20 protein-coding genes are annotated in these 24866 nt (G+C 39.3%); 9 read left to right on the plus strand and 11 right to left on the minus strand.

What is annotated here, in order from left to right; translation table 11 throughout:
* Window positions 1–14: 14 nt before the first annotated feature.
* From ND855_RS15080 to ND855_RS15095, 4 genes are read left to right on the plus strand one after another with little or no spacing between them, the layout of a single operon-like run.
* Window positions 15–176 (plus strand): hypothetical protein, encoded by a 162-nt coding sequence (locus tag ND855_RS15080; RefSeq protein ID WP_012387307.1) that lies wholly within the window; start codon window positions 15–17, stop codon window positions 174–176.
* Window positions 177–227: 51 nt separating this feature from the next.
* Window positions 228–2171 (plus strand): ABC-F family ATP-binding cassette domain-containing protein, encoded by a 1944-nt coding sequence (locus tag ND855_RS15085; RefSeq protein WP_265359025.1) that lies wholly within the window; start codon window positions 228–230, stop codon window positions 2169–2171.
* Window positions 2171–2512: a rhodanese-like domain-containing protein gene (locus ND855_RS15090; RefSeq protein ID WP_108960153.1), complete on the plus strand. Its 342-nt coding sequence runs from the start codon at window positions 2171–2173 to the stop codon at window positions 2510–2512. The genes ND855_RS15085 and ND855_RS15090 overlap by 1 nt, the downstream gene beginning before the upstream one ends.
* A gap of 2 nt (window positions 2513–2514) precedes the next feature.
* Window positions 2515–3564, plus strand: a complete 1050-nt coding sequence (locus ND855_RS15095) for a 3-deoxy-7-phosphoheptulonate synthase (RefSeq protein WP_265359026.1) — start codon at window positions 2515–2517, stop codon at window positions 3562–3564.
* Window positions 3565–3604: 40 nt separating this feature from the next.
* Here the strand turns inward: ND855_RS15095 and panB are convergent, their stop codons facing one another.
* From panB to ND855_RS15110, 3 genes are read right to left on the minus strand one after another with little or no spacing between them, the layout of a single operon-like run.
* Window positions 3605–4411 carry a 3-methyl-2-oxobutanoate hydroxymethyltransferase gene (gene panB / locus ND855_RS15100; RefSeq protein ID WP_265359027.1) on the minus strand — a complete coding sequence of 269 codons (807 nt, stop codon included), beginning with the start codon at window positions 4409–4411 and terminating at the stop codon, window positions 3605–3607.
* On the minus strand, window positions 4386–4859 hold the full coding sequence (folK, locus tag ND855_RS15105; RefSeq protein WP_100721611.1) for a 2-amino-4-hydroxy-6-hydroxymethyldihydropteridine diphosphokinase: 474 nt from the start codon (window positions 4857–4859) through the stop codon (window positions 4386–4388). Before folK ends, panB begins: the two co-directional genes overlap by 26 nt.
* Before the next feature lie 4 nt (window positions 4860–4863).
* The gene (locus tag ND855_RS15110) at window positions 4864–5727 is read right to left on the minus strand and encodes an ATP-binding protein (RefSeq protein ID WP_165780303.1); all 864 of its coding nucleotides are present in this window, start codon (window positions 5725–5727) and stop codon (window positions 4864–4866) included.
* 233 nt (window positions 5728–5960) lie between these two features.
* On the opposite strand from ND855_RS15110, the gene fcpA reads away from it, so the two are divergent.
* Complete coding sequence (gene fcpA / locus ND855_RS15115) at window positions 5961–6863, plus strand: flagellar coiling protein FcpA (RefSeq protein ID WP_265359028.1); 903 nt, start codon at window positions 5961–5963, stop codon at window positions 6861–6863.
* Window positions 6864–6946: 83 nt separating this feature from the next.
* On the opposite strand, the gene ND855_RS15120 is transcribed toward fcpA, so the two are convergent.
* The gene (locus ND855_RS15120) at window positions 6947–9490 is read right to left on the minus strand and encodes an ABC transporter permease (RefSeq protein ID WP_265359029.1); all 2544 of its coding nucleotides are present in this window, start codon (window positions 9488–9490) and stop codon (window positions 6947–6949) included.
* Window positions 9487–10275 carry an ABC transporter ATP-binding protein gene (locus tag ND855_RS15125; protein ID WP_265359030.1) on the minus strand — a complete coding sequence of 263 codons (789 nt, stop codon included), beginning with the start codon at window positions 10273–10275 and terminating at the stop codon, window positions 9487–9489. The genes ND855_RS15120 and ND855_RS15125 overlap by 4 nt, the downstream gene beginning before the upstream one ends.
* A gap of 555 nt (window positions 10276–10830) precedes the next feature.
* On the opposite strand from ND855_RS15125, the gene leuS reads away from it, so the two are divergent.
* Window positions 10831–13434, plus strand: coding sequence for a leucine--tRNA ligase (leuS, locus tag ND855_RS15130; RefSeq protein WP_265359031.1), 2604 nt, complete (start codon window positions 10831–10833; stop codon window positions 13432–13434).
* 6 nt (window positions 13435–13440) lie between these two features.
* Here the strand turns inward: leuS and ND855_RS15135 are convergent, their stop codons facing one another.
* Genes ND855_RS15135 through thrC form a run of 3 tightly spaced genes read right to left on the minus strand, consistent with a single transcriptional unit; the run spans window position 13441 to window position 16708 of the window.
* A complete protein-coding gene (locus ND855_RS15135) occupies window positions 13441–14598 on the minus strand; it encodes an LIC10486 family protein (RefSeq protein WP_135662304.1) in 1158 nt (385 codons plus the stop codon).
* Window positions 14598–15308 carry a hypothetical protein gene (locus tag ND855_RS15140; protein ID WP_135662302.1) on the minus strand — a complete coding sequence of 237 codons (711 nt, stop codon included), beginning with the start codon at window positions 15306–15308 and terminating at the stop codon, window positions 14598–14600. Before ND855_RS15140 ends, ND855_RS15135 begins: the two co-directional genes overlap by 1 nt.
* A gap of 50 nt (window positions 15309–15358) precedes the next feature.
* A complete protein-coding gene (thrC, locus tag ND855_RS15145) occupies window positions 15359–16708 on the minus strand; it encodes a threonine synthase (RefSeq protein ID WP_265359032.1) in 1350 nt (449 codons plus the stop codon).
* A 95-nt stretch (window positions 16709–16803) separates the two neighbouring features.
* On the opposite strand from thrC, the gene lepB reads away from it, so the two are divergent.
* Genes lepB through ND855_RS15160 form a run of 3 tightly spaced genes read left to right on the plus strand, consistent with a single transcriptional unit; the run spans window position 16804 to window position 21098 of the window.
* Complete coding sequence (lepB, locus tag ND855_RS15150; RefSeq protein WP_246838052.1) at window positions 16804–17403, plus strand: signal peptidase I; 600 nt, start codon at window positions 16804–16806, stop codon at window positions 17401–17403.
* Window positions 17404–17405: 2 nt separating this feature from the next.
* Window positions 17406–19217, plus strand: a complete 1812-nt coding sequence (locus ND855_RS15155) for a penicillin-binding protein (protein ID WP_135594411.1) — start codon at window positions 17406–17408, stop codon at window positions 19215–19217.
* Window positions 19218–21098, plus strand: coding sequence for a motility associated factor glycosyltransferase family protein (locus ND855_RS15160; protein ID WP_135594413.1), 1881 nt, complete (start codon window positions 19218–19220; stop codon window positions 21096–21098). It abuts the gene before it with no gap.
* Here ND855_RS15160 and ND855_RS15165 read toward each other — a convergent pair.
* From ND855_RS15165 to prfB, 3 genes are all read right to left on the minus strand, one after another.
* Window positions 21088–22155: an OmpA family protein gene (locus ND855_RS15165; protein ID WP_265359033.1), complete on the minus strand. Its 1068-nt coding sequence runs from the start codon at window positions 22153–22155 to the stop codon at window positions 21088–21090. The two genes, ND855_RS15160 and ND855_RS15165, sit on opposite strands and share 11 nt — an antisense overlap.
* A 62-nt stretch (window positions 22156–22217) precedes the next feature.
* Window positions 22218–23714, minus strand: a complete 1497-nt coding sequence (locus ND855_RS15170; RefSeq protein WP_265359034.1) for a sigma 54-interacting transcriptional regulator — start codon at window positions 23712–23714, stop codon at window positions 22218–22220.
* Between the two features lie 4 nt (window positions 23715–23718).
* Window positions 23719–24846, minus strand: coding sequence for a peptide chain release factor 2 (gene prfB, locus ND855_RS15175; protein ID WP_265359035.1), 1128 nt, complete (start codon window positions 24844–24846; stop codon window positions 23719–23721).
* Between the last annotated feature and the right edge of the window lie 20 nt (window positions 24847–24866).

Below are 24866 nucleotides of genomic sequence, written 5' to 3' on the forward strand. Positions count from 1 at the left end.
AGGGGAAAACTTCCATGTCAGAAGAAAAAGAAAAGAAGAACAAAAAAATCGCGAAAATGACGGTCGAGGAAATTGACTCTGCCATTAAAAAGTCGGTTGAAACCATGAACGGCGAATCAAGCCTTTATGTGAAACACCTTCGCGAAAGAAAGGCGGAACTCCTAGCCAAGAAATAAGGTTAGTCCCTCCTAAATTCCCCGCCGAAACGGCGGGTTTTCGCAAACGCTTTGATCCAATTCATCCAAATCCACCAACACTTCGGTCCTAAAGTCCTCTTTGAGGGTTTTAGCTGGCATATCAAACCTGGCTGCCGCGTTGCCCTTGTCGGTCCCAATGGTTCTGGAAAAACCACACTTTTCCAAATGGCTGCAGGGAAACTGAAACCCGAATCGGGAGAAGTGATTCGTTCCAAACATACTGTTTTATCCCTCTTCCAACAGATTCCTGAATTTAATCCGGATACGTCTGTGATTGAAACCGTTCTCGATGAAAACAAATTGTATGCGGAATATGATGCCAAACGAAAGGCCATCGAATCCAAGTTTGAAACCACTGACCACGAAGATCCAGAATTTGAAACATTACTCCACGATCAGAGTGATTTAGAGGAATTTGCCCACTTACACGACTTACACGGTCTCGAAGCTCGCGCGAAAAAAATTCTATCGGGACTTGGTTTTGCCACTACAGACTTCACGAGAAAAACAAAAGAGTTTTCTCCAGGATACCACCATCGTATCGGTCTTGCGATTGCCCTACTCAATCCACATAATTTATTACTTTTAGATGAGCCAACAAACCATTTGGATGATAAAACCAAATCATGGTTAGCTGATTTTCTAGTTTCCCAAAACCAGGCCTTTGTACTTGTCACACATGACCCTGAATTTTTAAACCAAACAGTTGATACTATTATTGAAATCAATCCACATGGAACGTTTGAATTCCAAGGAAGTTTGGAAGAGTTTTTTGAAGCCAAAAACGAAATCCAAGAAAAACTTAAAGTGCAATTTGAAAAAGAAGAAACGTATTTAAAATCACGTATGGAATGGGTGGAACGTTTCCGAGCCCAAGCTACAAAAGCAAGACAAGTACAGTCTGTCATCAAACGTCTGGAAAAACGGGACAAAGTAGACAATCCAGAAGATAGTTTTTGGAACCAAAAACCAGACTACCAATTCCAATTTGTCCCTTCCAGTAATATCATCTTACGATTAGAACATGCATCTTTCTCCTATCCAGACCGAAACACAGGTGAGAAAAAAACCATTTTTGAAAATGCAGAAATTGAAATTTCTGCTGGCGATAAAGTGGCGCTCGTTGGTCCCAATGGAGCAGGTAAATCAACCCTCATGCGCTGTTTGTTAGAACAACACAAACTTGATACGGGAAAATTGTATTATGGTCCTAAAACCAAACTTGGTTATTTTTCACAAACCCACGGGGAAGATTTGGATGAATCACTGAACCTAGTGGAAACTGTCCTTAAAAAATACCCAGAACTGAATGAAGAAAAAGCAAGGACCCTTCTTGGGCATTTTGCATTTCCTGGAGACGGAGTTTTTAAGTCCGTAAAACATCTATCAGGTGGGGAACAAAGCCGCCTTCGTTTGGCACTTCTTGTCAATCATCCGTCCAATTGTTTATTTTTAGATGAACCAACAAACCACCTGGACATCGTCATCCGAGAAGCCATCAAACGTGCTCTCATCGATTTTCCGGGAAGCCTACTCATCATCAGCCACGACCCCGATTTTATGAAGGGACTTTGTAACCGCACCTTCCAACTCTCAGGTGGAGAATTAAAAAACCTAAATTGTAGTTTTGACGATTACCTCAAATTCCACAAAGAAGACGAATTGGGTACAAATGCTAAGGACCAAACTTCCTCCAAATCAAAAAATGAGGAAAAAAAGCCCAATCCCCAAGCAAGCAAAAACAAACGAAAAAAATTAGAAAAAGAAATTTCCGATTTGGAAGTCCAAATAGAGAGACTGGAAAAAAATAAAAAAGACAAAGAAGAACTTTTACAGGACCCTGAGTTCTTTAAAAACAGAAGTTTTCAGTTGGAAATGGACACTTATAACGATATTAAAAGAGAAATCTCTCTCCTAACCAAACGTTGGGAGGAGGCAACAATAGAACTAGAGGAAATGGGCGGAGTTACATAATGGTACCGGAAATCGATGTTGTCAGTTTTAAAAAACGTCTGGATGCAAGAGCGGAAGGAAAGGATGATTTTTTTGTTTTGGATGTACGAAATCCGAATGAACAACAAATCGCACTCGTACCGGGTACAGACAAACTCATTCCCGTGAGTGAACTTGCAGCAAGGATTGAAGAAATCAAAAGCCAAATTGACAAAGAAATTTTGGTTTATTGTCGTTCTGGTGGAAGATCAGGGATGGCTTGCGGGATTTTGGCACAAGCTGGATTTAAATCTTATAAAAATGTTGCTGGGGGAATCCTTGCCTATTCTGACCTAGTTGATCCTAACATGCAAAAGTATTAATTATGAAACCAACTGCGAATTTAAGAATTTTAGAACAACACAGTCTCATTCCACCTTCCGTTTTGATAGAAGAACTTCCTTTAACTGATGAAGCTTCTGATGTTGTTGTCAGAACCAGAAGCCAAATTTCAGACATCATTCACGGAAAAGACGACAAGCGTATGTTAGTTGTAGTAGGACCTTGTTCCGTTCACGACATTGGCGCTGTCATGGAATATGCAGAAAAGTTAAAACCAAAAATCAAAGAGTTTGAAAAAGAACTTCTCATAGTGATGAGAGTGTATTTTGAAAAACCAAGAACCACTGTTGGTTGGAAAGGTCTTATCAACGATCCTGATTTAGATGGATCCTTTCATATCAACAAAGGATTACAACTTGCCCGTAAACTTTTATTAGATCTAAACAAAATGGGAATCCCTTGTGGTACCGAATTTTTGGATGTGATCTCCCCTCAATACATTGCTGACCTCGTAGCTTGGGGAGCCATTGGTGCAAGGACCACTGAAAGCCAAGTCCACCGTGAATTGGCATCTGGACTCTCCGCACCAATTGGATTTAAGAATGGTACCGATGGGAATGTTCAAATTGCAATTGATGCCATTCGTTCTGCAAGTTCCAGCCACCATTTTCTATCTGTGACCAACCAAGGTAGCAGTGCGATTTTTAAAACTGCCGGAAACAAAGATACACATGTGATCTTACGTGGAGGGAACAAAGGACCTAACTTCGATGAGGCTTCTGTGAATGAAGTGGGTGCCCAAATTGAAAAAGCGGGTCTCCCACCAAAAGTGATGGTGGACTGTTCCCATGGCAATAGCCAAAAGGACTTTCGCAAACAACCGAGTGTTGTGGATTCTGTATCGGAACAATTTTCGAAAGGAAGCAAATACATTCTTGGTGTGATGGTTGAAAGTCACTTAAAAGAAGGAAACCAATCCATCGACGCCAAACCATTGATTTATGGGCAATCAATTACCGATGCTTGTGTGTCTTGGGAAACAACGGTTCCCATGTTTGAAAAACTAGCTGAGGCAGCAAACAAACGTAAATAAGACTGCTCTCTCTCCGAGGTTTATGAATGTTTTTTGATGATTATTGATCTAAAAACACATGGGCTTCGGAAGGGTATTCTCTTTTCGTCACTTCCTTGTGGTAGGCATTCACTGCTTCTTTCACTGCCCCACTTAAGTTCCCAAATTTCTTTAAAAACTTCGGATGGAAATCTTCATTCAAACCCAGTAGGTCTTGCATCACAAGGACTTGGCCTGAGGTATACTTTCCTGCTCCAATCCCAATGGTAGGAATGCGAATCGATTCTGTGATTTCTTTTCCTAAAGATTCGGGCACCATCTCGAGTAACAAAGCAAAGGCGCCAGCTTCCGCAATTTCTCTGGATTTACGGATCATTTTGTTCCGTGCTGCTTCTGTTTTCCCTTGGACACGGTGCCCGCCAAGAGTATGTACCGATTGAGGGGTAAGTCCTAAATGGGCAAACACAGGGATTCCTGATTCGGTCATTCGTTTTGTGAGTTCGATGATAAAGTCAGAGTCCCCTTCCAGTTTCACACAGGAAGCATTGGTTTCTTTTAACACTCGGCCGGCGGAACGAATCCCTTCTTCGATAGAGGTTTGGTAAGATAAAAATGGTAAATCGGCAATGATCGTTTTGTCAGGTGCCCCTTTACAAACCGCTTTTGTGTGGTAAATGATCTCATCGAGTGTGACAGGAAGTGTGGACTGATTTCCTTGGATCACCATTCCAAGCGAGTCACCCACAAGAAGGCAATCCACATCCGTACGATTAAAAAGAGTCGCAAAGGTATAATCATAACAGGTGATGACAGAGATTGGTTCCCCCGCATCGTATTTCTTTTTATACTGTAGAATAATGTTTTTCATGGTTTAGTTCCGAAAAAAGAGCATACACACCAATTTCACCCATATCCGTTAACAATTGTTTGATGAATGGTCTTGAATAAAGGGAATGGTGGGGTAAATGTAAAAAATCAGTTTTCATCACAACAGCCTCATAAGTGAGAATGTCGATGTCAATTTCACGTGGTCCTTTCCAAGACCTTCGTTTGCGTCCTAATTTGTCTTCAATCCCTTGGAGTGAATCGAGTAAACATGGTAGTGTAAACGCAGAAGAAACCATTACCTTTACAATTTGATTTAAGAAGTAAGGTTGGTTTGTGTTTTCGAGAGGTGCAGTTTCCAATCGTTCCGATTGTTTTAAAATCTGTAACTCTGGTAAGGTGGAGATTTCCCATATTGCCTGGTCCATAAAATGGTGCCTATCTCCGATGTTGGAACCCAAAGAAAGAAAGGCAATATTGGAATACTTCATGGTCTTACCTCTTCACAAACTTCGTGCGATAATCAGGGCATTTTAACTCAATTTCTTTTGTCATTTCCATGAGTCGTGAGTAAATCCGACCTTGGCCACGGTCTCTCCATTCCACAAGAGAGTGATTGGATGTGAGAAGAGTGAGTTTTTCTTGTTCATAACGACTATCAATCAGGTCGTATAACTTACGATTGTTGAATTCTGATTCCTTTTGGACACCAAAGTCATCGATCACAAGTACATCTACATTGGCAAATTCACGTTCGATGGAACGTTCTTGCCCATGCGTTTCGCTATCAGATTGGTAAGTATCGCGAATCGCAGACAAAAAGTCTTTGTTTACTTTTGCATACTTACAGGTAATTCCATACCGAAAGATCAGTTCGTTTAGAATGACACAAGCCAGTAAGGTTTTTCCAGAACCTGTCCCACCCCAAAGGTAAAACCCCTGTGGTGTAAAATCTGCATTCTTAAATTTATGAACGAGTTCGTTTGCCCAGTCGTGGGCAATGATAAATGACATATCAGGGTCGTTTGCTGTGTCCCCAATGTCGATTGTGGATAAAAATTGAAACCGGTAACGTGCCGGTATGTTGGCTTTTTCTACCAGAGTTTCTAAATTGCGAAGGGAAAACCTTGCATTATGACAGACACAAGGGAGCATTTTGTCCAATTTACGGTCGAAAGACATAAAAGGGGGTTGGCCTTTCGCCTCACATGTGTTACAGTCACTGCCGATACAATGGCATAAAACAAGTGCTCCAGAACGAGATCCCCTCACATGTTCTGCTAAGGTAATGCCCACTCCACCGCAGGTTTTACATTGCGGATTACCGTCTCGGATCGAAGTAATTTCGGATAAATTCATCTCCAATGAGCAATCTTCCTGAAAACACTAGGCTGTCAAGGAATGAGAATTTTTGGGTCTGAATCGACTTATGTCCCTTTAAAACAAAGGGTTTCCGAAGAAAAAGTTCACATTTAGGTTTTTTTCCTCTTTAATTCGTTATTATTGACTCTTCCCAATCCGATACTTTCATTGAAGAAATAGATAAACCTATTTGTTCAAAATATTGAAAGAGACAAAAGGGTCACACGACTATGAAGATTATTAAGTATCTCCTTATTCTCCAACTGGTGTCCGGCTTTAGTGTGCTTTTCGCACAAACTCAGCCTGCGAACGCTCAAGAAAGCCAAGCGGCTAAAGACCAAGTCGACGAACTTCTCAAAGGCGAACTCGTTCCTGAGAATGACGATGCGGAACTCACCGAAGACCAAAAGAAAAGAAAGAAAGAAATTATGGAACAGGAATCTCTTTGGAAGAACCCTGACTATAAAGGTTACAACAAAACGTTCCAAGAATTACACCAACTTTCTAAAACTTTCGCAAACAACCAATTCCGTTTGGCTCTTTCAAACTACCAATCTGGTGTTAACACCATCATGAAAAATAGAGATTGGGTTGAACAGTACCGCAAAGAAGAAGCTGAAAAGAAACGCTTAGATGAAAAATGGTACTGGCAAAAAGTAGATCGTAAAGCAAGAGAAGAGCGTGTTGTTTATCGTGAAAAAATGAAAGCGAAACAAGATGCACTTAACTACTTCTCAAAAGCGATCAATCACCTTGACGAAATCAAAAACCCTGACTTAAGAGAAAGACCTGAGTTCAAAAGACTTCTTTCTGACGTTTACCGTTCATGGATTATGGCTGAGTATGACTTACAAAACCTTCCTCAGTGTATCCCAATTCTTGAACTTTACATCGAAATCGATGACAACGAGAAAGAATACCCTGCTCACAAGTATCTTGCAAGTGCATATAGCTTCGAAGAAAACATGATCAAAAAGACAAAAGGTCCAGATGATATGCTCTTCAAGTATCGTTACAAAAAGAACGTTCACTTATTACGTGCAACCGAGTTAAAATATGGAAAGGATTCTCCTGAATACAAACATATCGTTAACGTAATCAACCGAGATGAGGTTATTTCGGTAGCACAATAATCCCGAATACATCTCTTTCAATGAGAAAGCCCGGTTTAAAACCCCGGGCTTTTTTGTTTGGAGTGAATTGAATCGTATTACTACTATTTAATTTCCTTAAGCACCGTCTTTGTTGGCAATCGAAAGAAACTAAAAAGCCCTAAGCTATACAAAGTCACCGTCACAAAACAAATTCCCATAAATACCAAACAAAGTTGTCCATAAGGATACACACTGCGAAGTTCCAACACAGATCGGTTTAATACTTCATTGGATCCCACTGCATACACAAGTCCTAGGAAAAACGAAATCACGGAAACAAGGAATGCCTCTCGTAAAAAATGTTTTCTCATAAAACGACTGTTTGCTCCAATCACACGTAAGAGTGCAAATTCCCGTTTTCGTTCGGATTGGCTTGCATAGAGTGTGGTAAAGACAAGTACAAAAGATGCAGCGAGGATAAACATCGTCATAAGCGCCATCATTTGTGTTACCTTTTCCAAAATTCCCATAAAGGCTTGGATAGTTTTTTCTGTATCAATCACAGTGATATTGGGAAACTGATTCACAATGACCTTTTGTAATTGGTAACGATCCGTTCCGTTGTCAATGAGTAACGATACAATATAAAACCTAGGAGCTTTTTCCAAAATCCCTCTGGAAAATAACACCACAAAGTTTGGTTTCATATCCGCCCAGTTCACCGAACGAAGGTTTGTGATTTTCCCAGTTACTTCTCTCCCTTGTACATTGAAGGTAAGCTCATCCCCGATGCCCGCTTGTAAATAGGTAGAAAAATCTCGTTCTACGGAAATTTCATTTTGGCTTGATTCTTTCCACCAACTCCCCTTGGTCACTTCTTCTGTATCATACAAAGAATCGCGGTAGGACAAAAAGTATTCCCGTGTTCTCGCAGTGGCTCGCCAATTGCGGTCCATTGCATTTTTGATGGTGTCTTCTTTTTTAATAGGTTCTCCATTTACTTTGGACAAACGAGCTCCAATCACGGGAGCCACATATTGTTTTTCCACAGGAAACTTGGAGATGGCTTGGAGTAGTCCCTCTTTTTGTGTTTCACGGATATCGAGAAGGAACATGTTAGGCCTTCGTTCGATTTCTCTTGCTCCACTTAACTCAAGTAAACTTTCCTGTAAGATGAGAGAGAGTGTTAAGATAAAGAGTGCCGATCCAAGACCAATGATGGAGAGGCGAAGGGCACCTGATTTACGTGTGACTTTTTTTGTCACAAGGCTCCACTCCTTTGATAACCATCCTAATTTTGAAATTTTTTGAAGGAAAGTTCCAAAGAGTATGTACAATCCGTACACAAGGAGAGGCAAAGTTAACAAAACAAGTGTAAAGAGGGTGCCCTTAAAGATACTTTCTGTTTCTAAGATCGCAAGACTTGTAAAGAGAATGTATATCAAAACAAAACTTCCAAATTGCCAATAGGAAGAGGATAAATTCCCACTTGTTTGTGATTCTACTTCTTTCAGTGCTGCTAAAGGTTTTACCGACCTTGTTTCTAAGACGAGTGGAATCGAAATGAGGAGTGGCAAAATCACACCTAACACTAAACTCCATAAAAGAGACGATGCAGAAAGTCCAAGGATGAAGTTTGTCCCTACCGAAATGATCCCACTGATATCAGGTAATAAAGATTGGATGAAGGTTCCAAGTAAAAGTCCAAAGACTGTTCCCAATAGTGAAAGGATCAGAATTTCCGAAAATACTAACAAAAGGATGACATTGGGTTTGGCACCAAGGCACATAAGAATCGCAATTTCATTCCGTTTTTCAAGTAACCTTGTGCGAACTGCTGTATACACTGATATGGCTCCGAGAAAAAATCCGGCAAGAGCAAGAAGAGCCATATAATCAAATGTGTTTTTGATGAACTGTTGGGACCCAGAATTGACTTCTGTATTGTGATAAATGGTTAAGTCTTCTTTGATAAAGGACTCAAACTCTTTATCCTTCCAATCCAAAGTATCGGTAGTTTCTGGGAATTGTAGATAGATCGTATAACGAATGCGACTGCCTCGTTGCACAAGTCCTGTTTGGATCGCAGTGTCTTTGCGAATGATAGAACCAGGAGCCGAACCCACAAAGGAACCAACTGCACCTGGTTCTTTTAAAACAATACCAGAAAGGACAAGAAGGCTATCACCCAATCGAACTCGATCACCGAGTTTCAGTTTTAAGTTTTCAACTAGTGTAGGATCTAAGAGAACTTGGTTTGGTTTTAAGTTTCGATACGCATTTTCAGGTTCGGTTTTCATTTCCCCATAAAAAGGATAACCTGTTTCTATCCCTTTGATAAAACTCAGAGAATTTTCAGAGCCAGATTCATTGGAGATCATGGATAAAAATTGGATCGAAGCACTGGTTTTGGCACCTGCCGGTAGTCGATTTTTCAATAAATCCTTAGCAGATTCAGTGATTTCCTGGGGGGATTGTAAAGCAAGATCGGCTCCCATAATGGATTTTGCCTCTTTCCTAATGGCATTGGCCGTATTGTCCTTATAGGAATGGATGCCAATCACAGAACCCACACCGAGTGTGATAGAGACAACAATGAGGATAGAATACCGAAACCGTGAAAAAAGCTCACGTTTTAAGTAAAAACGAAAGAGGGAAGCCTTCATCGACTCACCTTCTTTGTTTGTTTTGTCGTTTGTTTCTGTTTGGTGGCTCTTTTCAGAGAAGAGGAATTGGACTTAGAAGAATTTTTTCGACTGACCGACGATTTTTTGTTCTTCGAATCCGAGATGATCTCTCCATCTTTCATCTCGAGCACCCTGTCTGCTAGTTTTGCTACATCCGGATCATGTGTGACCACAACAAGAGTTGTTCCTTGTTTTTTGTTCCTATACAATAATAGGTCTAATATCGTTTTGCTATTTTTATAATCTAGGTTTGCAGTTGGTTCATCTGCAAAAATAATCTTCGGATCATTCACAAAACTTCGAGCAATGGCAATCCTTTGCTCTTCTCCACCTGACAGCTGTTTTGGGAAATGTGTTGCACGGTGAGACATAGACACAGATTCCAAAATGGTCTCTGCTTTTTTTAAGATCTCTTTCTCTGAAAGTGATGATTTTAAGTACAATGGGATCCCAACATTTTCAATTGCATTGAGTCCTGGCAATAATTGGAAGTTTTGAAAGATAAATCCAATTTGATCGACACGTATATCTGCAAGTTTTGATTCATTTTGTTTGGTGAGATCAATTCCATCGAGTGAAACGATCCCTGTATCAGGTTTATCAAGGCCTGCTGCAACACCAAGAAGAGTGGATTTACCTGATCCAGAAGGGCCGATAATCGCTACAAATTCACCAGTTTCCATACGAAATGAAATATTTTTCAACACATCAATCGTTTCTTCTTCGTTGTGAAATGATTTGAACACATTTTTAAATTCTAACACTAGGTTTTTCCCCCAAGCTAATTACCATCTAACACATAACGCATGACTAATATCGGGCATTTATTCAATAAAATGCCACCTAACAACGATTTTTCAATTTTTTTTATAACAGTTATCTTTTTTTCAATTCTCATTTTCGTTCCAACTCTATTGCACCTCGGCAAAAAAAAACTTAGAAAAAATTCCTTATCTTTTTGTGTGTACATCCTAATTTTTTTTGACCCCAAAGGGTGGGTTTCATATAAAGTAACTTCATCGTAGTGTTTCTCCTCTCCCCTTTTTTGGGGATTTTTGGGAAGTTATGAACAGCACTGTCGATAAGCGGACTCATACAGGTAAATATAGAATGCTCGAATGCAATACAAAGATAAATACTGCAGACTTTATGAATGTGAAAATCAATAATGTTAAACCTTGTGCGGAATGTGGCTCCGTCACTACCCTTTATCAATACAATCTCTGCAAAGTTTGTTTGTCCAAGAGTTTCAAAAAGCTTGTAAAAATCATCGACTCCGTGAGAAAGTAGAATTAACTACACTTTCTCTACGTTAGTCGATGAATTATCCATTCCAAGATATTGAACAAAAATGGCAAAAATACTGGGACGACCACCAGACCTTTCGCACAAACGCACACTCTTCCAAATCTAAATACTATTGTTTAGACATGTTTCCTTACCCAAGTGGTGCAGGCCTTCACGTAGGCCACCCAGAAGGATACACAGCCACTGACATCATCTCAAGACTCAAACGTATGGAAGGATACGAGGTTTTGCACCCCATGGGTTGGGACGCATTTGGACTGCCTGCAGAACGATATGCGATGACAACGGGCATTCACCCACGTACCACGACAAAAAATAACATCAATACCTTCCGTCGCCAGATTAAAAGCCTTGGTCTTTCCTATGACTGGGAAAGGGAAATTTCCACCACTCACCCCGATTATTACCGTTGGACCCAATGGATTTTTTTACAGATCTACAATTCCTTTTTTGACAGGAAACAAAACAAAGCTGTACCCATCGATTCCCTTATCAAAACCTTTGAAACCGAAGGTTCTCAGTTTTTTGAGGGGATAGAACTTCCCAAAGGAATCCAATTTACAGGTTCTGAATGGAAATCCAAATCACGGAAAGAAAAAGAGGACATTTTGTCCCATTTCCGATTGGTGTATGAAGCCAATATCCCTGTGAATTGGTGTGAGGCATTGGGAACCGTTCTTGCCAATGAAGAAGTGGAAGAATGGACTTCCAAAGGGTATACAGTCGAAAGAAAACCTATGCGCCAATACATGATGCGCATCACTTCCTACGCCGAACGATTATTAAACGATCTTTCTCTCTGTGAATGGCCACCATCCACTCTCGAAATGCAAAGGAACTGGATTGGAAAGTCGGAAGGCTTGGAACTCAACTTTCACGTTCCTGCATTAAACAAAGACATCACGGTGTATACAACTCGCCCTGATACCATTTTTGGTGCGACTTATCTGGTTCTTGCGCCCGAACACCCACTGGTCGCAGAACTCACAACTGCAGAACAGAAAAAAGCGGTAGAAACCTACCAAAAAGATTGTTCCTTAAAAAGTGATTTAGAAAGAACCGAACTGAATAAAGACAAAACGGGTGTATTCACTGGTTCCTATGCTAGTTTACCAACAGACTCATCAGTCAAAGTTCCCATTTACATCTCTGATTATGTATTAATCTCTTACGGAACAGGTGCCATAATGGCGGTTCCAGCTCACGACCAAAGAGACTATGACTTTGCTGTGAAGTTTCAACTTCCCATCAAACAAGTGATTGATGGAAAAATGGAACCAAACCTTGCTTTTGATTCCAAAGATTCAGTTTGTATTAATTCTTCTTCCGCAGAAGTGCAGTTAGACGGAAAGTCTTACAAAGATGCGTTCCAAACCATGGTCGTTTGGGCAGAAAAAAAATCGGTAGGTCGTAAAAAAATCCAATTCAAACTGAGAGATTGGCTTTTTGCAAGACAAAGGTATTGGGGAGAACCCATCCCTCTTGTCCATTTTGAAGATGGAACACCAAAGGCATTATCGGATTCAGAATTACCATTAGTATTACCAGACCTTGAAGAGTTCAAACCTTCCGGAACAGGGGAATCTCCTCTTGCCCTTGCCAAAGATTGGCTTGTGTACAAAGACCCAGTCACAGGTGAAATCGGCAAACGAGAAACCAATACAATGCCACAGTGGGCAGGTTCCTGTTATTATTACCTTCGTTATATCGATCCAAGAAATAATGACAAACTCATTGATCCAACGCTTGAAAAGATGTGGATGCCAGTGGAAGTATATGTGGGTGGAGCAGAACATGCCGTACTACACTTGTTATACTCAAGATTTTGGCATAAAATTCTTTTTGATTTGGGTCACGTATCCACACCAGAACCATTTAAAAAATTAGTCCACCAAGGTCTGATCCTCGGAGAGGACAAAGGCAAAATGTCCAAATCACGAGGAAACGTAGTCAATCCAGACGATGTAGTTTCTGAATACGGTGCTGATACACTACGACTCTTTGAAATGTTTATGGGCCCATTTGAGATGTCCAAACCTTGGAGTAAAAATGGTGTCGATGGTGTTTTCCGATTTTTGAATCGTGTATGGCGACTCTTTCACTCAGGGGAAAATGAATCATTTTTTGTAGAAGATATCGAACCAAATGAAGCAGAACTCAAAACACTTCACCGCACGATTAAAAAAGTAAAAGACGACATCGATGGTTTTTCATTTAACACTGCTGTATCCCAAATGATGATCTTCATCAATGAGTTCACAAGTAATCCAAGAAAACCTAAAAAAGTATTAGAACCTTTTGTTTTGGCATTATCTCCTTTTGCACCCCACCTAGCGGAAGAACTATGGGCCAAACTAGGACACAAAGAATCACTTGCTTACCATCCGTATCCAAAATGGGACGAGAAGTATTTAGTAGATGCCAATATCACGATTGTTGTCCAAGTAAATGGCAAAATGCGTGGGGAATTTTTAGCACCTAGAGAAATTGAAGAAAAGGAAGCCTTATCCCTTGCAAAAGAAGTGGAAAAGGCAAAACCTTTCTGGGTCGGAAAAGAAATCAAAAAAGAAATTTATGTCAAAGGTAAACTCGTTAACATTGTAGTTGCTGGTTAATTGATTTTACAAAATCACCATCACAAAAATCAAAACTCCAATGAGTACGATTGTGATGAATGCACCCATTAACATAAATAAGTTGGCACCTGAAGATTTTGTATCTTGTTGTGCATTCCCTACTTTTTTCTTTTGGGTTTGGCCGGCTCCCGTTTTGTTTCCCGTTCCAGCAATGGATGCAGGTTTAGGAATAGCTACCTTTACTGGATGTTCTTCGATCGAATGGAATAAATACTGATTTGGTCCTTCAGCAAAAATATGGTATTCGGTTTTGTTACTCGCAATCCCAAGGAATTTGCCTACAACAGGTTCCTTTTTGATTTTACCTTCTTCGTCAATGAGACCCAATATTTGTGCATTTGTGAGTCCTTCTGGTGTTTCCGTTGGAACTCGAAATAAAATTTCCATACCTTCCATTAAGTTATCAAACTCAACTCCATTGATAGGAGAGATAACCGTTTTCATATTGAGTTCTTTTGGAAAAGCGACACGAAATTGTGCAATTTGTCGATCCAAAGCAGAACCTTCACCTTTTGGAAGTTCGGTGGAAACAGAAGGAACAGAAGCATCTTGTGCGGCTGGTGCCTCGTCTTCTGGTTTTGGAATGGGAAGGATGACCCCTTTCATTGGATTTTCATATCGAAACTTTGCCGTCGAAATTTTATCTACTTCAGCTTGTAGTTTGATATTCCTTCCCTTGGTTGCCATAAGAATTGGATTTTCTAAAAGTTCTGTGATATGAGAAGGATCCTTCTTTTGCCAAAGGGGAAGGAGTTCCTCTAACTTCTCTTTGGTGAATGCTCGGTGAACAGCACGACCAATATTTTCAGAGATAGCAGGATCATAACCACCTGTTTTACCAATGTCACCTAAGTCTGTTGAAATTTGTACGTGATCCGCAAACGTTCGAATCCGACGAAAGGTGGGAGACATTCCCACAACTGCATAAAGTTCCATAATGTGTTTACGTATGGAGGAAACTAAAATGAGAACCATTCCGTTCAAACTGTCCAAATCAATTTTTACTTTAACCAAGTAACCATCGGTGATTTTTCCTTGTAGAACTTCTTTGGCTTGTTCATCAGTAAACACAGCCTCTCTAGTTAATCCGAGAAGGTCTGCTTGTCTTTTTAATTGGTCTGCTTTTGTACTTAATTCTGACATTATTCTACAAACAGTTGTTCGATCATTCCATTTGATTTTGGTATTTCATGTAATGGAACTTCGACACGCGCTACTGTTTCCTTTTTCCTTTCTGATGAGTATATTGAAAATAAACGACGATCAAATCCAGATTGAGACAATAATATTTCTACCATTGTGATTCCCATTCCAGCTCCTTCTGTACTATCACCATGTTCCATAAAGAACTCGAATAGATTATCATACTTTTTAGCATTGATAAACTTTTCTTTTACCCTTTCTGCTTCAATTGGCAATAAAGGAAAATTATTTCGAATTTCTAAATCTATTTTGTCTTTTTTGTAAATACAAGTGATTTTAACAAAATGTCCCGATTCTCTCATTTTTTGTTTATAAGTGGGAAATTTGCGTTCATTCAAACTTGATTTGAAGAGTTTCATTCCTTCTTCATAATCCTCTAATTTTTGGATATTGAGTTGGAGTTCTTCGAAAATGATTCGTTTGATTGCTGCTTTCGTAGAATTGACAATTAATTCTTTTGCAGCAGTGTAGAAGAGTTCCATCAGGTCTTCACGATCCAGGGAACGCAAAATTCGTAACAAAATGTATTTGAGTTTTGCCTCACCTATGTCTCCCATCACATAGGTGATCATGGAAATTTTTTTCCCTGCCTCTACAGCCTGATCCACAGTTCGACAAAAATCTGGACTGAGAGAAATCTCTTGGGACATACCGGTAAACTTAAAAAAATTGCCAGTGAAGTGGGGATTTGTCTAGCGATTTATGTTTTCTTCAAATGTTTACCGAGGATTTCCATCACTCCCGATAAGGTTGGCTTACAAGGTAAAATCACATTCTTTAAGGTATCATCCACCTTCGGAATTTTCCCTTCGTGAAAGGCAAGTTTGAACTCGGTGAATTTGAGACCATTGGCAGTGGAGATCACAACAACAGACTCCCCCTGTTTAACCACTCCCGATTGGATTGATTTTAATAAACTAGCAAGTGCCACACCTGTGTGAGGGTCATTATACAGTCCGTACAAATCCCCTTTTGCACTTGCGTTCGCTAATTCTTCTTCCGTTGCCACCTCGACAATCCCATTGAATTTTTTCAGAACACGGATCGCTTTTTTCACGGAAACAGGATCACCAATTTGAATCGCAGACGCTAAGGTTTTTTCAGCAGTGACTGGAGAGAACTCCGCAAAACCCTTCTTAAACGACTCATACAGAGGACTTGCATTTTTTGCCTGAGCAAGGATGATCCTTGGCAGTTTTTGAATGAGACCAAGTTCTAACATCATTTCAAAACCCATACCAAGGGCGGAAACATTTCCTAAATTCCCACCTGGGATCACAACCCAATCGGGCACATTCCAACCTAATTGTTGGGTGATTTCCACAGAAATTGATTTTTGACCTTCGATGCGAAGGGAATTCATGGAATTTGCTAGGTAAATTGACTTTTCTTGAGTGAGTTCTTTTACAACTGCCATACAACCATCGAAGTCAGTTTCTAATGCAAGCACTATGGCACCGTTCGAGACAGGTTGGATGAGTTGAGCCGTTGAAACTTTGTTAGCTGGAAGTAAAATAATGGCTGGAATTCCCGCTTTGGCAGCATAAGAAGCAAGAGCAGCAGAAGTGTCTCCCGTCGATGCACAAGCAACTGCCTTAATGGGAACTCCATCTGCAATCATTTGGTTCACTTGGCTTACAAGTACGGTCATCCCTAAATCTTTAAACGAACCAGTATGAGAAACTCCGCACTGTTTGACATGAAGGCTTTTTAAACCGAGGTCCTTTGCAAAACGAGACGCATCATACAAATGGGTTGTCCCTTCCCCAGAGGTGATGATGTTTTCCTCTTTGATTTCGGGGAGAACCCATTCTTTTTTGCCCCAAACCCCAGAAGCATTGGGAAATTGGCTGGAACGGAAGCGAGATTCAAAGGTAGACTTCCACTCTTCTGCTGGGATTTTTTTTAAGCTGTCTAAATCATGTTCAACATTTAGAAGTTCTCCACAACTGGAACAGGAATAGATGACCTGGTGGAGCGGGTATGTTTTGCGACAGGATTCGTTGGTGCATCGAAACTGTGCTCGGAATTGATATTTTGTAAGTGACATAGACTTCTCTAGGCTTCAGATTTACGGAAACTTCCTTTTCCATTCTTTGGAAAGGGGAAAAATGCACGAATGATTTTTATCGTTTTTTGATGGATATGGAAACAGAAACTTTAGACCCCAATTGGTGGAGTAAAATCAAACGTTACGTGAGAAGAAGCCTCTTTGTCTTCTTATTTCTCTGTTTCTTACTGTTTGTCCGAATCTTTTTATTCCAAATCTATTCTGTCCAAGGGAATTCCATGTTTCCTACCTTGGAACATGGATCTGTCGTTTTTGTCTGGAAGGGAGGGTATGCCATCTCTGCCAAATTTTTTGGAACGGAATTATTGTACACCGATCCAAGTATCAATAAATTGGACTTAGTCTTATTTGTGAGCCAAGAAGACGAACTTGTCGTTAAACGTGTGATAGGTTTACCTGGCGAATTTTATTCCATTGAATCAGGAAGGGTGCTCATTGATTCCATGGAACTTTTAGAAAATTATCTTCCAAAAGGAACTTACACAAGTGAACCTTCCACTTCTGTCTTTTTAAACAGACATCATTCTCCATTTCTTGCAATGGACAAACAAGGAAGGATCCCTCCTGGTTATTATTTATTACTTGGAGATAATCGACAATATTCAACTGACTCAAGATCCTTTGGACTCGTACCAGTTGAAAAAATCAAAGGAAAGGTAATCTTTTATTTTTAACAATGACAGAATACAAACTTCGTTTTAAATATATCTTCTATTTTATCTTATCATTATTTGTTGTTTTGTTTTTCCGAGTTGTGTATCTCACTTACTTTAATGAAAACATAATCAATTTAAAAGCAAATAAATTTGTACAACGAGGAACCATTTACGATAGACGAGGCATCGAACTTGCGATCTCTCGAGAATCAGCAACGGTTGGAATTGATCCATCCAATATTTATGATCCTGAACTCACCGCACAAGAGTTAGGTCCAGTTCTTGGAATTCCAACAAATAAACTGATCGAAACCATTCGAGACAAACAAAACTATTTTTTACTAAAAAGAGAAATTGAATTATCAAAAGCAGAAAATATCAAAGCACTTTCACTCCCAGGTGTAAGAGTCGAAAAAGAATACAAACGAATTTACCCACAGGGAAGTCTTGCTGCTAGTTTACTTGGATTTACAGGTTATGATGATGATAAAGCCCTATCTGGTCTTGAAATGTTGTATAACTTGGAACTGTTATCCACACCAGATGCTGAATCTTCAAAAGGAAATAATGTTCACCTAACAATTGACAGTATCATACAATACCGATTGGAAAAATCCTTACAAAAAGCTTTTCTCCAAACCGCTTCCAAACGTGGAATCGGAATGATCATGGATACAGAAACAGGAAAAATCCTGGCTATGGCATCCTTTCCTAATTTTGATCCCAATCATTTCCAAGACTTTCCAGTGGAATCCCATACCAATTGGTCCATCCGGCATGTGTATGAACCTGGATCCACAATGAAAATTTTTATCGCATTGATGTTACTAAACGAAGGTAAAATTCTACCAGGAGAACGATTCCATTGTCCGGGATATATTGAAATTGGCAAAACTGTGATTCGTTGCACAGACAACCATGGCCATGTCAATTTAGATGAAATCCTTCAATATTCTTGTAATGTTGGAATCATCAAAGCGGCTCAAAAAATTGACGAGGCAACTTACTATCGTTATTTGGATAGTTTCAAATTTGGCAAAAGAACTAATTTTTCCATCCATGAAGCAAAAGGTTATCTCCCTCCACAAAACAAATGGAACAAAAGTACACCGTATTTTTTGTCAATAGGACAAGGAGTTTCAGTAACACCAATTCAGTTGATTACCGCTGCTGCCGCCGTCGTGAACGGTGGTATTTTATTTGAACCAAGTGTTGTTTCTCAAATCACCAATTCTTATGGTGAGTTGGTGCATGAATTTTCCACCAAATCTGAGTTAATTGGAATTAAGCCTGGTGCTGCTTCAAAAACATTAAATGCAATGGGTAAAGCAGTTTCACAGGGAACGGGAAAAAAGGCATATTTAGAAAACTACTTCATTGCAGGGAAAACAGGGACTTCCCAAAAAGCGAAAGCAGGTGAAGGATACCAAGCGGGTTTATTTACGGCAAGTTTCCTTGGTTTTTTTCCTGCCGACAAACCAAAGTATGTTGGTCTTATCGTTTTTGATGAACCAGGCGGTGAGGCACATACTGGAGGAGGAATTGCTGCTCCCGTTTTTCGTGAAGTTGTAGAAAGTATCATTCCGATTGTAGAAAGAAGTGAAAAGGCATTGGTTTACCGATTACAGAACCAAAAAAACAAAATCTTTAAGGTAGATCCCAAACAAATGCCTGACATGACAGGCCTAACTGCATCGGAAGTAATCCAAGTACTAAAACAATTAAAAGTGAAGTATACTCTTGATGGATCTGGGTTTGTCAAATCCCAAGATCCAAAACCAAATACATCTCTTTCTCCCAATGTAAATGTAAAAATTGTCTTGGAACCGTAAGTGAACGAATCCTTTCTTTCCAAAAATTTAGCCTGTTTACCTTCACAAGTTTCTGAGTTAATTCAAAATGATCACTCTATGTTGGAAGGTACTCATTACAAACGAGTCAAATCCAAAGTTGGTGATGATACTTTAGAAATTAATGGAGTCTGGATCCACAGCCAATTTGATCCGAAAAAAGAAGCCACACGTTTTGTTGCAGAACTCCCACACGATGGAACCGAACGTATTTATTTGTTGTTTGGTGCAGGAATTGGTTATATCATACCCTATTTATTAGAAAGATCCAAAGTAACGATCATATGGATGGAACCTTTTTCGTTTCTTATACAAGAGACTTTGGCAAAGTTTGATTTTTCAGAAGCATTACTTAGTGGTAAACTGGTTCTTGTTACAGGTGACAATTTAGAAGACCAACTTTCAGACGCAGTTAAGGGAAAGGGAACACATCCCATTAGTTTTGTTCCCCACCGTGGGTCTTGGCAATGGAAAGAATCAGAATACCTTAAATTGAAACTTATCGCCGAACAAATGTTCCATAAGAAGGACGTAAACTTAGCAACATTGACTCGGTTTGAAAAAATTTGGGCAAAAAACATTTGTTACAACCTTCCAGAATTATCAGAGTTTCGACCTGTAGCAGATTTATTTGGCATTGCGAAGGGTATCAAAGTTCTCATTGCTTGTGCAGGACCAAGTTTGTCCGAATCCATTCCTGAAATCCTTCGTTACCGAAACCAATTTTTGTTATTAGCAGTAGACACTGCAGTTCCCATCCTTACATCTTTTGGTGTAGATCCTGATTTAATTTATTCTGTAGATCCTCAGGCATTAAATAGCCAATATTTGGAAGACTACACTGGTGAAGGGATTTTAATTTTTGACCCTACTTCCACATATATTAGCCTTAGATTGGAAAAGGGACCAAACAAAGGTTTTGTGACATCCTCTCCATTTCCATTACTCCAATTATTAGAAAAAACTGCATCTGGTGAAATTGGTTCCGTTCCCTTTGGTGGTTCTGTTTCCACAAATGCTGCAAGTCTTGGAACACTCATGGGTGCCGAGAAAGTGTATTTGGTCGGACAAGATTTAAGTTTTACGAAGGGTCTTGCTCATTCCAAAGGAGCAGTGTTGGAAGAAAGATTAAATTACTTAGAGTCTCGAAAGTTTCGGAGGGAAAAACACAATTACAAACAACTTTTTGCCCTTCCCCAAAAACAAGTTTCGGGAATTCAAAATGAAACCTATATAACCAACGAAAAGATGTTAATTTTTAAAAAATGGTTTGAAGATCATACCAAAGAAAACCCATGGACCAACTTAACAAAGTTTGGTGCCAAATTAGAAGGGATGGAACATTCCAGTTTTCAAAAAGAATTTGAGAATACTTCCGATCAAAAACAAATCCAATCTGTAATGCATGTAAAAAAGTTGATCCAATCTAAATTAAAGGAAAATACTTCCTTTTTTGAACGATCATTACTCATCGAAGATATACAAAATACAATCACATCTTTAATCGAATTTCTGATCCTTGTGAGACAAGGCCTTACCGTTTCACAGCGGATATACCAACAAATCCAAAAAAACCAAATCAATCCAAAAACATTTTCAGAAGATATCAAACGAATGGATTTGATCGATGAGGAGGTATCTCAAAAAAAAGGATTAAATGAAATTTTGAGTTTGGGAATCCAAAGAGTGATTCTTACAATTACAGAAGGGTATGATGAACAATTGAGTTTGGAAGAAAAGGAAAATGCCCAACTAGGTGTAGCTAAAAAATCATTACTTTTATACGAAGGATTGTATGAGTCCATTCGTTCCACCAAACGGATGCTCACAAAATCCTTGTATCGTTTACAATCTAATCTTTAGGAAGGACTGATAATACAGTAAAGTCTACCCTTCTGTTTTTGATTCGGCCGGCTTCCGTTTGGTTCGTATCAATTTCTGCTGTTTCACCAAACCCTCGGTAGTCGAGTTGGCTTTGGTTCACACCATTATTGATGAGTTCATCATAAATGAATTTCGCACGTTCGTCTGACAAAATTTTATTTTCGTCCATTTCACCGATGAAACAGGTATGCCCTTTGACTCGAATTTTAATTCCTGGATAGGATTTTAGTGCTTCGGCAAGAGTTGCAATTTTATCAGAGGCAGTTTCTTCAGTTGCCATACTTTGTTTGATAAAACGAATTTGTAAATCATTGATATAACGAATGGCTTTGGCTTGGGAATCAAATCGATTTGAAACAGTTCCAGATTGTATGCTAACACGTTCTAAAGATCGTGAACTGGACTCTTGTCCTTGTGATGTTACGTTACCTTGTTTGGAAAGGTTTGCACTTGAATTACGATTACAACTTCGAATGCCAAAGAATAAAAGAAAAAGAAAAAATAATACAATCAGACCAATGACGATGAATTTTCCTAATTGGCTTTGTTTCGGAGTGATTTGGAATTTATTGAGTGCAACAAGTTCGTTGTATTCGGGAGTTGGTGCTACTTCATAACCAGAGTCTTCGTTCGAATCATAAATTTCCATATAGGAAGATTCAGATTCATTTACAGAAATAGATGTTTTTTTGGTTCGAGTGGATTTTGATTTAGAAGAAGACTCTTTGGGATTCGAAGATTTGGATTGGCTTTTTTTCTTTGCAGCTGGAACAGAAATCTTAGCTGCCCACTTACGAATTTCAGATCGTAAGTATTCATCTGCATCAGGTGAAAATTTAAAATTGTCGCGGATGTGTTTTACAGTTCTTTTTTCAACATCAGTATAATCACCACCATCTTTGATGGCATCAAATAATGTTTTTGCGATGTTTTTGCCAATAGGAGCTTTGCTACGTTTGGTGGCCTTCTCAACGATTTCTAACAATTCATTGTCGTATTGTTTACCATTGATGGTACGGTAATAACTTTCTGCCACTTCGAAGCTCCTTTCTTATACTATCGACCAAAGAGGTCTATCGATCCATCCTTTTCTTAGGATCAAACGCTGAAACCGTCGAGAAATTGGTTATTTTTGAGCTTATATTGCAAAGATCCACGGCTGATCCCCAAAAGTTTTGCAACCTCTTCTTGGGTGGACGCCCTTTGGAAGGCTTCTTTGATCCAAATTGCCTCTAGTTTTTCAATCGCTAAATTCAAAGATAAGTTCTCACTTGGAGTGAGAATTTCTGTCCCCACACCGAATCCCGATACTTTCGTCCGTGTTTCTTCCTCACGTTTGCCATCTTGTTGGAAAGAATATGGCTCAAGCACTGTCTCTTGTGGAACAAGGACTGCATATTGAATGACACTTTGTAATTGTCTTACATTCCCACTCCACGGCATTCCTGTTAATGACTTTAGGGCTTCGGTGGAGAATGATTTGTTTCTTCCATATTGTTTATTGTATTGGTATAAAAAATGGTGTGCAAGTAGTGGTATATCACCTCTTCTTTCACGTAACGGTGGCATACGAAGTGGAACTTCCGCTAGGCGGTAATATAAATCCATGGAAAACGTTTCTTTCTGAATGTCTTCCAAAAGGTCTCGTTTGCTACCTGTAAATATTCTGATATTTAGAACTTCGTCTTTTTTCTTTAAAGTTGGATTCGGAATGGTTTTATCACTTAAAGTTTGAAACAGTTTGTTTTGTAAATTGGAAGGTAAATCGCCAATTGATTCTATGTATAAGGAACCAGTATTGGATTGTTCCAATTTTCCTGGATTGAAGATTTTACCACTAAAACTTCCAAAAAGTTCTGCTTCCAATAATTCATAACTAAGTCCAGAACAATCAACCGTGTGAAAGGGAGCATTTTTCCTTTGGGAAATATAATGAAGTGCCTTTGCTACTAATTTTTTGCCAGATCCCTCTTCTCCAATCATCATAACCGAAATATCGGAAGGACCCACTTGCCTAATTCTATGTTTCAAAAATAATATGCTTGGATCGTAACCTAAAATCTCTTCAACAGGGTCTTCTTCCCGTTTGGATTTTTCGAATGCTTCTTTTGCAATTCTCTCTTCTAAAATAACAATTGTTAATTGAGAAGCAAAGAGAGTAGCTTGGTTGATGATATCGGGTGAAAAAAAGTTTACTTTGTCTGATTCTAAATTGAGAACTCCTACAACAGAGTCTCTTGTAAGGAGTGGAATGGCAAGTTCTGAGCGAACCGTCTCAATGAGTTTTACATAATCTTTGTCTAATAGAACATCGGGAACATAGGTGATTTCTCTTGTAGATGCAGCGCGACCAGTCACACCTAAGTTAAACGGTAATTTTGCTGCAATTTTTTTCTCCCAGTCCATACCTTTGGCAGCAACGATGGTAAGGACCTTTTCTTCTTGGTCCATAATGGAGATACTTCCCGTTGAGGCACCAAATAAAGTGAGGGTCATATCCAAAATGAAATTCAATCGATCCGTAATATTCGGAAGTTGTTGGATTTCTTTTTGGATTTTCCTTAAGGCACCGGAAATATCCTGTTTCACAGACATGGGATTATACTTTAGCGTTTGCCTTCTGATTTGTCAGGTATTTTAAATAGGCAATGATAAAATCTTCCAGGTCACCATCCATCACCGCATGGACGTTTCCTGTTTCAAAATCGGTTCTGTGGTCTTTTACCAAGTTATAAGGATGGAACACATAACTTCGAATTTGTGAACCCCAAGCAATATCACGTTTTTCCCCTGCTTTTTTGGCATTCTCTTCTTCTGCTTTTTGTTTTTCCATTTCGTAAAGACGTGCTTTTAACATCTTCATTGCGGTATCACGGTTTTTGATTTGTGACCTTTCCATTTGGCAAGAGACTACAACTCCTGTTGGAATGTGTGTGATCCGAACGGCAGAGTCGGTGGTGTTCACGTGCTGACCACCAGCTCCCGAAGATCGGTAAACATCCACTCGTAAATCTTTTTCTTCGATGTTCACTTGGATATCGTCATCCACTTCTGGTGTCACATAGACAGACGCAAAAGATGTATGCCTACGTTTATTAGAATCAAAGGGAGAAATACGAACAAGGCGGTGGACTCCTGATTCACATTTTAAATACCCAAATGGATGGTCCCCTTGGATGTAAAGTGTAGCGTTTTTGATTCCAGCGGTTTCACCCGGTTGGTAGTCCACAAGTTCTGCTCGGTAACCTTTTTGTTCACAAAACCTTGTGTACATACGAAGTAACATATCAGCCCAGTCTTGTGATTCAGTTCCACCCGCTCCTGGATGGATATTGATAAAGGCAGCTTTTCCATCATCTTTGCCAGAAAGAGCATCTAACATTTGCAAGTTTTCAAATGCCTCAAACATTCTTTCAAAATCATTGTTTAATGATTTTAATCCAGATTCTCCCATCTCTTCCGAAGTGAGTTCGATTAAGTCTGGAAAATCTAAAAGTTCTTTTTTTAAATCCAACCATGGATCCAACTTTAATTGTAATTCGTTTCGTTTTTGAGTTACGTTTTTAGCATGGTCAGGTGAATCCCATAATTTTGGATCGTTTGCCTTTTCAATTAAGGACACCAAACGATCATAATCCTCTTGGAAATTTTGTGCAGTCCAGTAGGTTTGAAATGTTTCTATCATTTCACTTGTTTGTTTTTTTAAGTCTTTTAATGATCTATCCATAATGTGTAAATCCGAAGTGT

The organism is Leptospira paudalimensis (assembly GCF_026151345.1).
GTDB lineage: Bacteria > Spirochaetota > Leptospiria > Leptospirales > Leptospiraceae > Leptospira_A > Leptospira_A paudalimensis.